At 70.2% G+C, this 14052-nt stretch carries 10 protein-coding genes; 5 read left to right on the top strand and 5 right to left on the bottom strand.

The features are described 5' to 3' along the window. Nucleotides 1-93 precede the first annotated feature (93 nt). From ABD932_RS38075 to ABD932_RS38065, 3 genes are all read right to left on the bottom strand, one after another. On the bottom strand, nucleotides 94-963 hold the full coding sequence (locus ABD932_RS38075) for a hypothetical protein (RefSeq protein ID WP_345020250.1): 870 nt from the start codon (nucleotides 961-963) through the stop codon (nucleotides 94-96). A 193-nt stretch (nucleotides 964-1156) separates the two neighbouring features. Next, complete coding sequence (locus tag ABD932_RS38070) at nucleotides 1157-2233, bottom strand: metallophosphoesterase (RefSeq protein WP_126393459.1); 1077 nt, start codon at nucleotides 2231-2233, stop codon at nucleotides 1157-1159. Between the two features lie 288 nt (nucleotides 2234-2521). Further along, nucleotides 2522-3634, bottom strand: coding sequence for a LacI family DNA-binding transcriptional regulator (locus ABD932_RS38065; RefSeq protein ID WP_345020247.1), 1113 nt, complete (start codon nucleotides 3632-3634; stop codon nucleotides 2522-2524). Between the two features lie 428 nt (nucleotides 3635-4062). Between ABD932_RS38065 and hisC the strand changes: the two genes are divergently transcribed. After that, nucleotides 4063-5142: a histidinol-phosphate transaminase gene (hisC, locus tag ABD932_RS38060; protein WP_345020245.1), complete on the top strand. Its 1080-nt coding sequence runs from the start codon at nucleotides 4063-4065 to the stop codon at nucleotides 5140-5142. 16 nt (nucleotides 5143-5158) lie between these two features. Here the strand turns inward: hisC and ABD932_RS38055 are convergent, their stop codons facing one another. Further along, the gene (locus ABD932_RS38055; protein ID WP_345020243.1) at nucleotides 5159-5551 is read right to left on the bottom strand and encodes a cyclophilin-like fold protein; all 393 of its coding nucleotides are present in this window, start codon (nucleotides 5549-5551) and stop codon (nucleotides 5159-5161) included. Between the two features lie 142 nt (nucleotides 5552-5693). Here ABD932_RS38055 and ABD932_RS38050 point away from each other — a divergent pair, with 142 nt between their 5' ends. The 4 genes from ABD932_RS38050 (at nucleotide 5694) to ABD932_RS38035 (ending at nucleotide 13016) form a co-directional block, all read left to right on the top strand. Beyond that, the gene (locus ABD932_RS38050; protein WP_345020241.1) at nucleotides 5694-7202 is read left to right on the top strand and encodes a cytochrome ubiquinol oxidase subunit I; all 1509 of its coding nucleotides are present in this window, start codon (nucleotides 5694-5696) and stop codon (nucleotides 7200-7202) included. Nucleotides 7203-7222: 20 nt separating this feature from the next. Further along, nucleotides 7223-8242 (top strand): cytochrome d ubiquinol oxidase subunit II, encoded by a 1020-nt coding sequence (cydB, locus tag ABD932_RS38045; protein ID WP_345020239.1) that lies wholly within the window; start codon nucleotides 7223-7225, stop codon nucleotides 8240-8242. 63 nt (nucleotides 8243-8305) lie between these two features. After that, entirely contained in the window at nucleotides 8306-11818 is a 3513-nt protein-coding gene (gene cydD, locus ABD932_RS38040; protein ID WP_345020237.1) for a thiol reductant ABC exporter subunit CydD, read from the top strand. A gap of 115 nt (nucleotides 11819-11933) precedes the next feature. After that, nucleotides 11934-13016: a M23 family metallopeptidase gene (locus ABD932_RS38035; protein WP_345020235.1), complete on the top strand. Its 1083-nt coding sequence runs from the start codon at nucleotides 11934-11936 to the stop codon at nucleotides 13014-13016. Nucleotides 13017-13043: 27 nt separating this feature from the next. Here ABD932_RS38035 and ABD932_RS38030 read toward each other — a convergent pair whose 3' ends face one another. Then, on the bottom strand, nucleotides 13044-13970 hold the full coding sequence (locus ABD932_RS38030; RefSeq protein WP_345020234.1) for an HAD hydrolase family protein: 927 nt from the start codon (nucleotides 13968-13970) through the stop codon (nucleotides 13044-13046). Nucleotides 13971-14052: the final 82 nt, after the last annotated feature.

Here is a 14052-nt window from a genome sequence, read left to right as displayed (position 1 = left end):
GGCTTGCGCCTCCCCGAGGGGTTTCCTCGGGGCTCCGTCGAGGTGGAGGTCCCCTGGCGGGGCTCTCCTACGGCGGGGGCGCAAGCCGAGGGGCTACTCCGGCTGGTGTTCCGGCCCTCCGAAGTCCGGGCTGGTGTAGTCCGGGCTGGAGAAGCTCGGCCGTGCGCCCCGCGAGGCACCGTCGTCCGGGCTGCTGAAACCCGGGCGGGCGTAGCCGAGGTTCGGGATGCGGCCGGCAGGTGTCGACGGTGGCGTGCGGTGCAGTGCCGATGCCGTGCCGGGGTCGGCGAGTGCCTCTCGAAGGAAGGGCAGGATGCCGCGCTCCAGCAGGGCCTGGCGCCAGGCTTCCCTGGCCCGGGAGACCTCCTCGCTCAGTTCGCCGTACGGTCCGGCGTCGAACGCGGGCCGGTTGCGCAGGGCGGTGAGCAGCAGGCCGACGGCGGCGACCAGGATCGCGGCCGCCGCCACGGCACCGAACACCCATCCGGTGGTGAGCATCGTCGTGGCGAACGCCGGCTCGGGGTCGAACATCTTCAGGATGTAGCCGACGAGCAGGAAGATCGCCGCGGCGGTGCCGGCGAGGACGGGTGCCAGGACGGCGAGCACGGCGACGACGCCCGGGCCGGCTGTCTCGGCGACTTCTCCCATGGTGGTGGCGAGCCCCATCGCGCCCGTGCCCGACTCGGTGGAGCCGGACTCGCGGGCGGACGACGGGGTGGACGGCGCCGGCTGGCGCAGTTCCTCGCGGACCTTCACGTAGTGCTGGTACTCGGTCGCCGCGGCCGCCGTGATGAGTGCGGTGGCGTTGAGCGCCATGGTGCGCAGCTGTTCGGGGTTGAGCCGCTGTCCGACAGCGGTCAGTTCCGGGCGGTGTGGTGCGGAGCGCAGCGCCTCGTCGAGGATCCGCTCGTAATCCTGGCGGTCCTCGCTGTACAGGTGCTGCGGAACGCTGTTCATGTGCATCCCCCGATGCTCCGTAGGGCTTGGGGCTCGCATGGCAACGAGCCGTCGGGCAGAAACGGAGGGGAGCCTGCTACGGATAAGCCGATGGTAGAGCGGTGACGGCACACGGTGACAGGGGGTTTCCAAAAATTGGGCCCTGGCCTGCGCCGTCTTCCGTCACTGCTTCCTGGGGCGACGTCTGCCCCGTGAACGGTCAGATATCCAGGGGAAGTTGCTGGACCAGCAGCTTTCCGGCCATGGTCACGCCGCCGTCCATCGCGATGGCGAGGCCTTCGGCGTAGACGTGCGGTCCCTCGACCAAGGGCCTGCTGTCGTCCTCGCCCTCGTCGGAGCCGACCTCCCCCAGGAGGTAGGGGATGGGGCTGTGGCCGTGAACGATGCGGGTGCCGCCGTACGTATCGAGCAGGGAGCGCACATGGTCGGCGCCGCCCTCGTCGCGGAAGGAGAAGCGCTTGGTGAACTTGCGGAAGAGATCCCAGACTTCGTCGGCGTCGTTGCGCGCGAGCGTCTCGCGGACGGTGTCGTTGACCGCCTCGATCGAGTCGCCGTAGTCGAGATAGGCGGTGGTGTCCGAGTGCACGAGCAGGTGGCCGTCGACCTCTTCCACGGCGTCCAGCCGCGACATCCACTGCAGGTGGTGGTCCTGGAGGCGGTCCATGTCGGTCTTCTGGCCGCCGTTGAGCAGCCAGGCCGCCTGGAAGGTGGCGGTGCCCGCGCCGGAGTTGACGGGGGTGTCGCCGAACCGCTTGGCGCCGATCAGCAGCAGCTCGTGGTTGCCCATGAGGGCCTTGCAGTAGCCGCCGGCGGCCGCCGCCTCCGCGGAGAGCCGCATCACGAGGTCGATGACGCCGATGCCGTCCGGGCCGCGGTCGGTGAAGTCGCCGAGGAACCACAGCCGTGCGGTGCCCGCGCTCCAGTTCCCCGCCGAGTCGATGAGGCCCTTCTCCTGAAGGGCGGCCACCAGCTCGTCGAGATAGCCGTGCACGTCGCCGACGACGAACAGCGGGCCGACACCGCCCCCGGACGCCGGGGCCGGCAGGGAGGCGGGGTCGACCTGCACCTGAACCGTGTCACCGCGATTGATGACGGGCAGGTCGCGCTGCGTCGGCGTGTATCCCTCCGGATAGGCCTCGCCGACGGGCGGCGCGACATCGCCCGGGTGTGTGCTGTGGCCGTACGGACCGGTCTCGTGGACGTAAGCGGGCACCCGGAAGTCGCGCAACGTCGCCGTCCGCTCCACCTCGGGTCCCTGACCGGCCCCCTGAGTCATCAGACCCCTCCACCATCGCGCCGCAGCTGCACCGCATCGGACTGCCTGGTCGCAGCGGCCCGCGGGTGTCGTGGGCCCATCATAGGAATGCCGATCGCGCCATGTGATGACCCAGGGGTGGTGAATCGGGGCAGGACTCCTGTTCACCGCGGCTTTCGCCCCGATTGGGCCGGGCTTCGGCCGTCCGATGACCGTGCTCCCCCGTAGCTCCTTGACTCGTTTCCGGCGCTCTCGGACCTGCGTTTCGTCCTCGCCCGACCTGCGTCTGCCGACTCCCCCGGCCTGCTGCTAGCGCTCCTCGGGCGATCGCGGCGGGCTGACCGTCGTGCGCGGCGGCCGTCGCTGGGACGAGGTACGCACGATCAGTTCGGTCGGTATCACCTGCTCGACCGGCCGGTCCGAGTCCGCTCCCTCGATGGCGTCGATGAGGAGCTGGACCACGGCCGTGCCGATGCGGCGCGGTTTGAGGGAGAGCGTGGTGAGGGGCGGCTCGGTGTTGGCGTAGACGGCCGACTCGCTGCAGCAGACCAGCAGCAGGTCGTCCGGCACGCGCAGACCGTAGCGGCGCGCGGCGGCGAGCAGATCGGTGCCGTTCGGGTCGAACAGGCCGTAGACCGCGTCGGGGCGGTCCGGGCGGGCGAGCAGCCGGTCGGCGGCACCGGCACCGGCGCACGGATCATGCGCCGGGTAGGCCTCGTACACCGGGTCCTGGCCGACCCGCTCGCACCAGCGCAGATACGCGGTGGTCGACAGATGGGTGTACGTGTCCGTCGTGGTACCGGTCAGCAGACCGATCCGGCGGGCGCCCGCGTCGGCCAGGTGGTCGAGGATGCCGAGTACGGCGGCCTCGTGGTCGTTGTCGACCCAGGCGGTCACCGGGAGCGAGCCGGCCGGGCGGCCGTCGGAGACGACCGGCAGACCCTGTCTGACCAGCTCGCTGACGACGGGGTCCTGGTCGGACGGGTCGATGACGACTGTGCCGTCGAGGGCGACGTTCGACCACACGTCGTGGCGCGAGGTCGCGGGGAGGATCACGAGGGCGTAGCCGCGGGCGAGCGCGGCCGAGGTGGCCGCACGGGCCATCTCGGCGAAGTACGCGAACTCGGTGAAGGTGAAAGGTTCATCCCCGTACGTCGTCACGGTCAGGCCGATGAGGCCTGATTTGCCGGTACGGAGCGTGCGGGCCGCGGCCGAGGGCCGGTAGCCCAGTCGGTCGGCGACCTCGCGGACGTGGCGTCGGGTGGCGTCGGGCAGCCGACCCTTGCCGTTGAGGGCGTCGGAGACGGTTGTGATGGAGACCCCGGCAGCGGCGGCCACGTCTCTGATCCCCGCCCGCCCGGGCCGACTGCCTCGGCGTGAGGTTTCCGCGCGGCTCACCTGGTGCTTCCCTGCTGCTGTCATGGCGAGCCGATAGTAGGGCTCATGCGGTGGGGTAGTGCGGACGCATATGCACTCGTTGACAGGCACGTTTCTGCAAGGTCATGGGGCGTCAAAGTCCTTGGAAAGCAAGGGAGTTGAACGATCCAATAGTAGGACCTGACTTGTCGGCACGTACGGGCCTGCCAAGTGCCCGATGTTTCGAAGAGGTCTCAACTCACCTTCACGAGGGATGCGCGCCACGGAGTGAGCCACCGGCGCGTAGATATATGTGTGATGCGCCCCCTAATTCGTACAGCTTCGTACGGTGATGCCCCTGATGCAGGTGTGACAGAAGGGGTCCGCAGTCGAGGGCGCCTCACCTGTACGCATCGGCGGGGAATCCTCATAAGGTGAGGAGTATTGGAGCCGGCGGTGATGACGGGCCGCCGGTGGTCGCGAGGAGGACTGCGGTGAGCGAGACGAGCCCCAAGCTGCGCGCCGAGCTGGAGGGTATCCCCACCTACAAGCCCGGCAAGCCTGCCGCGGCGGGTGGTCCGGTGGCCTACAAGCTGTCCTCCAACGAGAACCCCTATCCGCCGCTGCCGAGCGTGATGGAGTCCGTGACGGCCGCCGCCTCGTCGTTCAACCGCTACCCGGACATGATGTGCACGGCGCTGATGAACGAGCTGTCCGAGCGCTTCGGCGTCCCGGCCTCCCATGTGGCCACCGGCACGGGTTCGGTCGGCGTCGCCCAGCAGCTGATTCAGTCCACCTCCGGGCCGGGCGACGAGGTCATCTACGCCTGGCGGTCCTTCGAGGCGTACCCGATCATCACGCAGATCAGCGGTGCCACCTCGGTGAAGGTCCCGCTGACGCCGGGTGATGTGCACGACCTGGATGCGATGGCCGCCGCCATCACCGACCGCACCAGGATGATCTTCGTCTGCAACCCCAACAACCCGACCGGCACCGTCGTGAAGCGGGCCGAGCTGGAGCGGTTCCTCGACCGGGTGCCCGGCGATGTGCTGGTGGTGCTCGACGAGGCGTACCGCGAGTTCATCCGTGATCCCGAGGTGCCGGACGGTGTCGAGATCTACCGTGAGCGGCCGAACGTGTGTGTCCTGCGGACGTTCTCCAAGGCGTACGGTCTCGCCGGTCTCCGTGTCGGCTTCGCGATCGCCCAGGAGCCGGTTGCTGCGGCGCTGCGCAAGACGGCCGTGCCCTTCGGGGTGAGCCAGCTCGCGCAGGACGCGGCCATCGCCTCACTGCGTGCGGAGGACGAACTGCTCGGACGGGTCGGCTCGTTGGTGGGCGAGCGCAGCCGCGTGGTCGACGGGCTGCGTGCCCAGGGCTGGACGGTGCCCGAGACCCAGGCCAACTTCGTGTGGCTGCGGCTGGGGGAGCGCACGGTCGACTTCGCGGCGGCGTGCGAGCAGCACGGCGTGGTGGTCCGGCCGTTCCCGGGCGTGGGTGTGCGGGTGACGGTCGGAGAGGTCGAGGCGAACGACATCTTCCTGAAGGTGGCGGAAGGGTTCCGGAAGGAGCTGTAGGGCTCCGCGCGCAGGGTCAGGCGTCTACGAGTTCCACGCGTACGGGGTCGCCGTCGCGCACCGTGGCCAGCAGGCGGGGGTCGCCGTCGAGGCGTCCCAGGACGTTGCACGGACTCGCGAGGCGGCATTCGTCGCCCCGCGAGATCGGCGTGGGCCCGTAGGGGAGGGCGAGAGCGTCGCCGTCCGTCCAGAAGGCGACCGTGCCGGGGTCGACGACCTGCTGGGCGTTGGTTTCACGTGGAACGGCGACGCCCGTGTCGAAGTAGACCTCCTCGCCCCAGGTGCGGGCGGTGGAGGCGAGAGGCAGGGCCTTGGCGAGGGCCTGCGTGGTCGGGGTGTCGTCGAGGGTTGCGGTGAGGTGTCCCGCGGGCCAGGAGATCCGGATCTGTTGTGGTCGGTGTGTCTGCATGCCCTCGATTCAACAATATGTTGAAGTTCACGCCAAGGGGTCGGCGTCGGGGAGGGACCCCCCTTCGAAGGCCGGAATGCCGGTACTGCATAATTGCTTGTGAATGTGAACGCTTTCACAAGCGTAGGTAAGGAGCGGCGACGTGGACCTGGCTTTGGCGCCGGAGACTCTGGCGCGCTGGCAGTTCGGTATCACCACCGTCTACCACTTTCTGTTCGTCCCCCTGACGATCTCCCTGGCCGCCCTCACGGCCGGGCTGCAGACCGCGTGGGTGCGCACGGAGAAGGAGAAGTACCTCAGAGCGACGAAGTTCTGGGGCAAGCTCTTCCTGATCAACATCGCGATGGGTGTGGTCACCGGCATCGTGCAGGAGTTCCAGTTCGGCATGAACTGGTCCGACTACTCCCGCTTCGTCGGCGACGTCTTCGGCGCCCCGCTCGCCTTCGAGGCTCTGATCGCCTTCTTCTTCGAGTCCACCTTCATCGGCCTGTGGATCTTCGGCTGGGACAAGCTGCCGAAGAAGATCCACCTGGCCTGTATGTGGATGGTCTCCATCGGCACGATCCTGTCGGCGTACTTCATCCTCGCGGCCAACTCGTGGATGCAGCACCCGGTCGGCTACCGGATCAACGAGGCGAAGGGGCGGGCCGAGCTCACCGACTTCTGGCTCGTGCTGACCCAGAACACCGCGCTCGCCCAGGCCTTCCACACCTTGTCGGCGGCCTTCCTCACCGGTGGCGCGTTCATGGTCGGCATCTCCGCCTTCCACCTGCTCCGCAAGAAGCACATCGGCGACATGAAGACCTCGCTGCGGCTCGGCCTGGTCACCGTGGTCATCGGCGGCATGCTCACCGCGATCAGCGGCGATGTCCTCGGAAAGATCATGTACGAGCAGCAGCCGATGAAGATGGCCGCGGCCGAGGCGCTGTGGGACGGCGAGGAGCCGGCGCCCTTCTCGGTCTTCGCCGTCGGCGACGTCGACAAGGGCCACAACAGGGTCGCCATAGAGATTCCCGGCCTGCTGTCCTTCCTGGCCAAGGACGACTTCACCTCGTACGTCCCCGGCATCAACGACATCAACAAGGCCGAGCAGGAGAAGTTCGGCCCCGGCGACTACCGGCCCAACATCCCCGTCGCCTACTGGGGCTTCCGTTGGATGATCGGCTTCGGCATGGCGTCGTTCACCATCGGCCTGATCGGACTCTGGCTGACCCGCAAGAAGTTCATGCTGCCGCAGCACCTGAGGGTCGGCGACGACGAGGTGCCGCATCTGGTCCTGCTCCCGAACAAGGCGCTCGGCCCGAAGCTGACCAAGTGGTACTGGCGCATCGCGATCTGGACGCTTGCCTTCCCGCTGATCGCCAACTCCTGGGGCTGGATCTTCACCGAGATGGGCCGTCAGCCCTGGGTCGTCTACGGCGTCCTGCGCACCCGTGACGCGGTCTCCCCCGGCGTCTCCCAGGGCGAGGTCCTCACCTCGATGATCGTCTTCACCACGCTCTACGCCATCCTCGCCGTCGTCGAGGTCAAGCTCCTCGCGAAGTACGTCAAGGCCGGCCCGCCGGAGCTGACGGAAGCCGACCTGAACCCGCCCACGAAGATCGGCGGCGACTCCCGTGACGCCGACAAGCCGATGGCCTTCTCGTACTAGGCCGAGGGAGCTGCACAGTCATGGAACTTCACGACGTCTGGTTCGTCCTGATCGCCGTCCTGTGGATCGGCTACTTCTTCCTGGAGGGCTTCGATTTCGGGGTCGGTGTCCTCACCAAGCTGCTTGCCCGTAACCGGCCCGAGAAGCGGGTGCTGATCAACACCATCGGCCCCGTCTGGGACGGCAACGAGGTGTGGCTGCTCTCGGCGGCCGGCGCTACCTTCGCCGCCTTCCCCGAGTGGTACGCCACGCTCTTCTCCGGCTTCTATCTGCCGCTGCTGCTCATCCTGGTCTGCCTGATCGTCCGGGGCGTCGCCTTCGAGTACCGGGCGAAGCGGCCCGAGGAGAACTGGCAGCGGAACTGGGAGCACGCGATCTTCTGGTGCTCTCTGATCCCGGCGTTCCTGTGGGGCGTGGCCTTCGCCAACATCGTGCGGGGCGTGAAGATCGACCAGAGCCATGAGTACGTCGGCACCGTCCTGGACCTGCTCAACCCGTACGCGCTCCTCGGCGGTCTGGTGACGCTGACGCTGTTCACCTTCCACGGCGCGGTGTTCACCGCACTCAAGACCGTCGGTGAGATCCGGGAGCGGGCGCGGAAGCTGGCCCTGTTGGTCGGCCTCGCCACCGCGGTGCTGGCGCTGGTCTTCCTGCTCTGGACGCAGGTCGAGAACGGTGACGGCCAGAGCCTGGTCGCGCTCGTCGTGGCCGTCGCCGCGCTGGTGGCGGCCCTGGCGGCGAACCAGGTCGGGCGCGAGGGATGGTCGTTCGCCTTCTCCGGAGTCACCATTGTGGCCGCCGTGGCGATGCTGTTCCTGGCGCTCTTCCCGAACGTCATGCCGTCCTCGCTCAATGACGCGTGGAGCCTCACGGTCACCAACGCCTCGTCGAGCCCGTACACCCTGAAGATCATGACGTGGTGCGCGGTCATCGCCACGCCGATCGTCATGCTCTACCAGGGCTGGACCTACTGGGTGTTCCGCAAGCGGATCGGCACGCAGCACATCGCCGCGGACGCCGCTGCGGGATCCGCGCACTGAGTCCGCTGTAGCGGGGTGGTTCACGTTGTTTCACGTGAAACACCCCGCCCTGGACCGAAGGGCATGTTTCACGTGAAACCGATCGATCCGCGTCTCCTCCGTTACGCCCGCGCCACTCGCCTCTTCCTGATCGCGGTCGTCGGCCTGGGCGCCGTCGGTGCGGGGCTGGTCATCGTCCAGGCGATGCTCATCGCCGAGGCGGTGGTGGGGGCGTTCCAGCACGGGATGTCCGCCGCTGAACTGAGCACTCCCCTGCTGCTGTTGGCGGCTGTCGCGGTCGGACGCGCCGTGATCGCGTGGCTCACCGAGCTCGCCGCGCACCGTGCCAGCGCGGCCGTGAAGTCGGAACTGCGGGGGCGGCTGCTGGAGCGGGCGGCCGAGCTGGGGCCCGGTTGGCTGAGCGGACAGCGGACCGGATCGCTGGTCGCCCTCGCCACGCGGGGAGTCGACGCCCTCGACGACTACTTCTCGCGCTATCTGCCGCAGTTGGGGCTCGCCGTGGTCGTGCCGGTGGCGGTGCTGGCGCGGATCGTGACCGAGGACTGGGTCTCGGCGGCCATCATCGTCGGCACCCTGCCGCTCATTCCGATCTTCATGATGCTGATCGGCTGGGCCACGCAGTCCCGGATGGACCACCAGTGGCGGCTGCTGTCCCGGCTGTCCGGACACTTCCTGGACGTGGTCGCCGGGCTGCCGACCCTGAAGGTGTTCGGGCGGGCCAAGGCGCAGGCCGAGTCGATCCGGCGGATCACCGGCGAGTACCGCAGGGCGACCATGAGGACGCTGCGGATCGCCTTCATCTCCTCCTTCGCCCTGGAGCTGCTCTCGACGCTCTCCGTGGCACTGGTCGCCGTGACCATCGGCATGCGGCTCGTCCACGGCGAGATGCATCTGTACGACGGCCTGGTCATCCTCGTGCTGGCCCCCGAGGCCTATCTGCCGCTGCGCCAGGTGGGTGCGCAGTACCACGCGGCGGCCGAAGGGCTGTCGGCCGCCGAGGAGATCTTCGAGGTGCTGGAGACTCCGGTGCCGGTGGCGGGTACCGCGGCGGTGCCGGCCGGGGCGATGCCGTTCGCGTTCGAGGGCGTCTCGGTCCGCTACCCCGGGCGGTCCGTCGAGGCCGTGTCGGACGTGTCCTTCGCCGTCGAGCCCGGGGAGACGGTCGCACTGGTCGGGCCGAGTGGCGTGGGCAAGTCGACTCTGCTGAACGTGCTGTTGGGGTTCGTGCGGCCGACCGAGGGGCGTCTGCTGGTCGGGGGAGCCGATCTCGCCGAGGTCGATCTGGAGCAGTGGCGCTCGCGGATCGCCTGGGTGCCGCAGCGGCCGCACCTGTACGCCGGGACGATCGCCGAGAACGTACGGCTGGCGCGCCCCGACGCAGACGACGCCGCCGTACGGCAGGCGCTGGACTACGCCGGGGCGCTGGAGTTCGTTGACGCGCTGCCTCTGGGCGTCGACACCGTGCTGGGTGAGGACGGGGCCGGGCTGTCGGCGGGGCAGCGGCAGCGGCTCGCGCTGGCCCGGGCGTTCCTCGCGGACCGGCCTGTCCTGCTGCTCGACGAGCCGACGGCCGCGCTCGACGGGGCCACCGAGGCCGAGGTCGTGGAGGCCGTGCGGCGGCTGGCGGTGGGGCGCACGGTGCTGCTGGTGGTGCACCGGCCGGCACTGCTGGGGGTGGCGGACCGGGTCGTGCGGCTCGCGGAAGCCGAGGCACCTGCGCCGGCAGAAGGCCTGCCCAAGGTGTCCGTTGCCCCGCCGATCGAGCAGGGCGTGCAGGGCGGTTCCGCCGCGGATGACACCGAGGCCATGTCGCTCACGACGGACGCACAGGGTGTCCTCGCCCGCATCCGCGCCATGTCCGGTCCCCGGCGTGGCCGCCTCGCCCTCGCGCTGCTGCTCGGGAGCCTCGCGCTAGGCAGCGCTGTGGGGCTCATGGCCACCTCGGGGTGGCTCATCTCGCGGGCCTCGCAGCAGCCGCCCGTGCTGTGCCTGATGGTGGCTGTGACGGCGACGCGGGCCTTCGGCATCGGACGGGCCGTGTTCCGGTACGCGGAGCGGCTGGTGTCGCACGACGCCGTGCTGCGCATGCTGGCCGACACCCGGGTCGCCGTGTACCGGCGGCTCGAGCGACTGGCGCCCGCGGGACTGCGGAGCACGCGGCGGGGCGATCTGCTCTCACGGCTCGTAGCCGATGTGGACGCGTTGCAGGACTACTGGTTGCGGTGGCTGTTGCCCGCCGCTGCCGCGACCGTCGTGTCCGCCGGGGCTGTCGGCTTCACCGCCTGGCTGCTGCCCGAGGCCGGTGCCGTGCTTGCCGCCGGCTTGCTGGCGGCCGGTGCCGGAGTCCCGCTCGTCACCGGCGCCGTCGCCCGCCGCGCCGAGCGTAGGCTGGCCCCCGCCCGGGGAGTGCTCGCGACACGCGTGACGGATCTGCTCACCGGCACCGCCGAGCTGACCGTGGCCGGTGCCCTGCCCGGCCGTACGGCTGAAGCGCAGCGCGCCGACGGGACGCTCACCCGGATCGCCTCGCGGGCCGCCACGGCCACCGCGCTCGGCGACGGACTCACCGCGCTGATCTCCGGGCTCACCGTCGCCGCCACCGCCCTCGTGGGCGCCCAGGCGGTCGCCGACGGGCGCCTGGGCGGCGTCACGATGGCGGTCGTCGTCCTCACCCCGCTGGCCGCCTTCGAGGCCGTTCTGGGCCTGCCGCTCGCCGTTCAGTACCGGCAGCGGGTGCGCAAGAGCGCGGAGCGCGTGTACGAGGTGCTGGACGCCCCCGAGCCCGTACGGGAGCCGGAGCGGCCGCGGCAGGCGCCCGCGTCGCCCTTCCCGGTCGCCGTCAGGGGCCTGACGGCCCGCCACGCCGGGCAGGACCGGGACGCGCTCGCCGACCTCGACCTGACCCTGGAGGAAGGCCGTCGGATCGCCGTGGTCGGGCCGTCCGGGTCCGGCAAGACAACGCTGGCGCAGACGCTGCTGCGCTTCCTGGACGCCGATGCGGGCTCGTACACGCTGGGTGGCGTGGACGCGTACGCGCTGGACGGCGACGACGTACGGCGGCTCGTCGGGCTGTGCGCCCAGGACGCGCACCTCTTCGACAGCTCCGTACGGGAGAACCTGCTCCTCGCCAAGAAGGACGCCACCGAGGACGCGCTGCGCGACGCCCTCGAGCGTGCCCGGCTGCTCGACTGGGCCGACGGTCTGCCCGACGGGCTGGACACGCTCGTGGGCGAGCACGGGGCACGGCTGTCGGGCGGGCAGCGGCAGCGGCTGGCGCTGGCCCGCGCCCTGCTCGCCGACTTCCCCGTCCTCGTCCTCGACGAGCCCGCCGAGCACCTGGATCTGCCGACCGCGGACGCCCTCACCGCCGACCTGCTGGCGGCAACCGAGGGCCGAACGACCCTGCTGATCACCCACCGACTGGCCGGGCTGGAGGCCGTGGACGAGGTGGTCGTCCTGGACGAGGGGCGTGTGGTGCAGCGGGGCACGTTCGCGGAGCTGGCCGCGGCGGACGGGCCGTTGCGGGGGATGCTGGCGCGGGAGGAGCAGGCGGATCTTCTGGTGGGGACGGCGTAGCGCCCCCTGTGGGCGCCCGCGTCAACACCAGTACTGACCCGTCCGCAGCAACCCGTCCCCCAGGCGTACGACCTGAACAGGACCTTGACCCGACCCGCGGGCCAGGATCGCTGACATGCGCTCATATCGCCGACGTTTCCTCCTCGTTCCGGCGCTGCTGTGCGCGCTCGCCGTCCTTGCGGCCCTGCCCGCCGGTGCCGTCGGCGACCGGAAGGGCGCTCAGGGCCGCAACGGCACCGGGACCGGTGGTGACTCCGTTCTCAGCGCGCAGGTGGTGCAGCTGTACGCGGACGCGGCCCGGGCGACGCAGCGGTACGAGAAGGGACGGCGGGGGGCCGAGGTGCAGCGGGCCAAGGCACAGCGGGCCGAGGCACTGCTCGAACGTGAGCGGCGGGAGATCGGCGTGCTGCACGAGGACCTGGGCCGGATCGCACGCGCCCAGTACCGCAGCGGCGGTGGGATGCCGCTCACCGCACAGATCATCCTCGCGAAGGACCCTGACGAGCTGATGCGTGGTCAGCACGTCTTCTCCCAGACGAACATGGCCGTCGGCAACGCCATCGAGAAGAGCCGGCGTGCCGAGGCCCGGCTCGCCAAGGACGAGGCCAAGGCCGCGGCGGCCTGGCAGAACCTGGAAAAGCGCAACGCCGAACTCGCCGAGCTGAAGGAGGGCATCGAGCAGAAGCTCGAACAGGCGCGGTGGCAGTTGCAGGGGCAGGCCGACGCCTCCGTGGCCGCCGGGTCCTGCAGTGGTGCCGTCCGGCTCGACCAGCCGAAGAGGGACCTCACGAGCGAGTGGGTCGCGCCGCTGGAGTCGTACGAGCTGTCAGCGGCGTTCGGCAGCGGCGGGCTGCGGTGGGCGAACCTGCACACCGGACAGGACTTCGCGGTGCCGATCGGCGCGCCGGTGCGGGCGGTCGGGGACGGGCACGTGGTCAGGGTGTCGTGCGGAGGCGCCTTCGGCATGGAGGTCGTGCTTCTGCATGCCGACGGCTACTACACGCAGTACGCCCACCTCGCCGCCGTCGCCGTCGACCAGGGCGAGCGGGTCGACACCGGTCAGTGGATCGGTCAGTCGGGCACGTCCGGCAACTCGACCGGCCCGCACCTGCACTTCGAGGTGCGGGTCACCGCGGAGCTGGGCTCTGCCGTGGATCCGGTGCCGTGGCTGACGGAACGGGGAGTGCGGCTCGGGTAGGGCCGGGGCTGATCCGCCGGACGGGCGCTAGCGCCGCTCCGCCAGCAGCTGCTCGATCACGACCGCCACACCGTCCTCGTTGTTGGCGACCGTCCGCCCCGACGCGGCGGCGATGACATCCGGGTGGGCGTTGCCCATCGCGTACGACTGGCCCGCCCAGGTCAGCATCTCCACGTCGTTCGGCATGTCGCCGAAGGCGACGACCTCCTCGTGCGAGATACCGCGCTCGGCGCAGCACAGCGCGAGCGTGCTGGCCTTGGAGACGCCGGGCCCGCTGATCTCCAGCAGGGCGCTGGGGCTGGAGCGGGTGACATTGGCGCGGTCGCCGATGGCGAGGCGGGCGAGGGTGAGGAAGCCGTCGGGGTCGAGGGTGGGGTGGTAGGCGAGGATCTTCAGCACCGGCTCGCCGGCCCCGGGGGCGTCCGGCGCCAGGAGGTCCTCGGCCGGCGCGAGCTCGTCCGGTATCTCCATGTGCAGCTTGGGGTAGTCCGGCTCCTGGTAGAAGCCGTACGTCTGCTCCACCGCGTACACGGTGCCCGGCGCCGCCTCACGCAGCAGCCGTACGGCGTCCAGCGCGTTCTCCCGCGCCAGCTCCCGCACCTTCACGAACTTGTGGGTGCCGGGGCCGCCGTGCAGGTCGACCACCGCGGCGCCGTTGCCACAGATCGCCAGACCGTGACCGTGGACATGGTCGCTGACGACGTCCATCCAGCGAGCCGGGCGGCCGGTGACGAAGAAGACCTCGATGCCCGCCTCCTCGGCCGCGGCCAGCGCGGCGACCGTGCGCGGGGAGACCGACTTGTCGTCCCGCAGCAGGGTGCCGTCCAGGTCGGTGGCGATGAGGCGCGGGCGGACCACGGGCGTACCGCCCTGCTCGGGCGAAGTCGAGAGCTGGGAGGAAGCCGGGGTCTGGGGCTGTCGAGTCGCTGAGGTCACCGGGTCATTCTCCCGCATATGCCTGCACGGCCGTGCGGCAGTCCGCACATCTGAGGCGGCACCTGAGCAGAAAACGCCCTTGAGGACACCGCCGTCAGCC

The organism is Streptomyces shaanxiensis (genome assembly GCF_039537145.1).
Taxonomy (GTDB): Bacteria; Actinomycetota; Actinomycetes; order Streptomycetales; family Streptomycetaceae; genus Streptomyces; species Streptomyces shaanxiensis.
The sequence above is the reverse complement of the archived record's forward strand: the minus strand, read 5'-3'. Positions and strand labels throughout refer to the sequence as shown.

Bases quoted from the DNA above. Each gene is read 5' to 3' on its own strand.
- ABD932_RS38075 (WP_345020250.1), bottom strand. From the start codon at position 963: ATGCACATGAACAGCGTTCCGCAGCACCTGTACAGCGAGGACCGCCAG.
- ABD932_RS38030 (WP_345020234.1), bottom strand. From the start codon at position 13,970: ATGCGGGAGAATGACCCGGTGACCTCAGCGACTCGACAGCCCCAGACC.
- cydB (WP_345020239.1), top strand. From the start codon at position 7,223: ATGGAACTTCACGACGTCTGGTTCGTCCTGATCGCCGTCCTGTGGATC.
- ABD932_RS38065 (WP_345020247.1), bottom strand. From the start codon at position 3,634: ATGACAGCAGCAGGGAAGCACCAGGTGAGCCGCGCGGAAACCTCACGC.
- ABD932_RS38055 (WP_345020243.1), bottom strand. From the start codon at position 5,551: ATGCAGACACACCGACCACAACAGATCCGGATCTCCTGGCCCGCGGGA.
- ABD932_RS38035 (WP_345020235.1), top strand. From the start codon at position 11,934: ATGCGCTCATATCGCCGACGTTTCCTCCTCGTTCCGGCGCTGCTGTGC.
- ABD932_RS38070 (WP_126393459.1), bottom strand. From the start codon at position 2,233: ATGACTCAGGGGGCCGGTCAGGGACCCGAGGTGGAGCGGACGGCGACG.
- cydD (WP_345020237.1), top strand. From the start codon at position 8,306: ATGTTTCACGTGAAACCGATCGATCCGCGTCTCCTCCGTTACGCCCGC.